Annotated in this window: 2 pseudogenes; both read left to right on the top strand. The window is 68.1% G+C overall.

Annotated features, from left to right (window positions below):
* Positions 1–367, top strand: a pseudogene (locus TN53_RS41595) (extracellular solute-binding protein); the annotation flags it as partial.
* A gap of 5 nt (positions 368–372) precedes the next feature.
* Positions 373–668: pseudogene (locus TN53_RS46350) on the top strand (sugar ABC transporter permease); the annotation flags it as partial.

Below are 668 nucleotides of genomic sequence, written 5' to 3'. Positions count from 1 at the left end.
GGGCAAGATCGGCATGCTCAACGGGGCGGTCTTCATGCGCAAGGGCTTCATCGACCCGGTCAACGCCAAACTGAACTACGGCGTCGCGGCCCTGCCCAGCAAGGACGGCAGCACCCACAAGACGCTCGGCGTGCAGGACTACCTCGTCGCCTTCAAGAAGAGCGACGGGTCGAACAAGGCGGCGGTCAAGAAGTTCCTCGACTTCTTCTACCAGAAGGAGAACGCCGCCGAGTTCGCCCCCACCGACGACCCGGCATGGGCCTCGGTCGACGGTGCCGTGAAACAGCGCATCGGCAGCGGGGTGGCGGGCGGCGACCCGGCGAAGGTTCTGGACCAGATCCAGAAGACCGCGCAGAAGGGCGACTGACGTCGGTGGCCGTACATGATGTCACCACAAGCGCCACCGGGGCCGAACGCCCGGCCCCGGTGGCGACGGCGCCGCCCGCGCCGCGCCGCCGTCGCAGGACATGGCGCGCGCTGGAGCCCCTGTTGTGGCTCGGACCCGCGACCCTCCTCATCCTGACCATGGTCGTCTGGCCGGTCATCGAGATGATCCGTACCTCCCTGACGAAGGTGAGCTCCACCGGACTGTCCGAGGGGTTCGCCGGCCTCGGCAACTACACCGACCTGTTCGCCGAGGCCGGCGAACCCCTCGGACAGTCCGGTGG

Origin of the sequence: Streptomyces sp. WM6386 (assembly GCF_000972385.1) — a bacterium.
Taxonomy (GTDB): domain Bacteria; phylum Actinomycetota; class Actinomycetes; order Streptomycetales; family Streptomycetaceae; genus Streptomyces.
The sequence above is the reverse complement of the archived record's forward strand: the minus strand, read 5'-3'. Positions and strand labels throughout refer to the sequence as shown.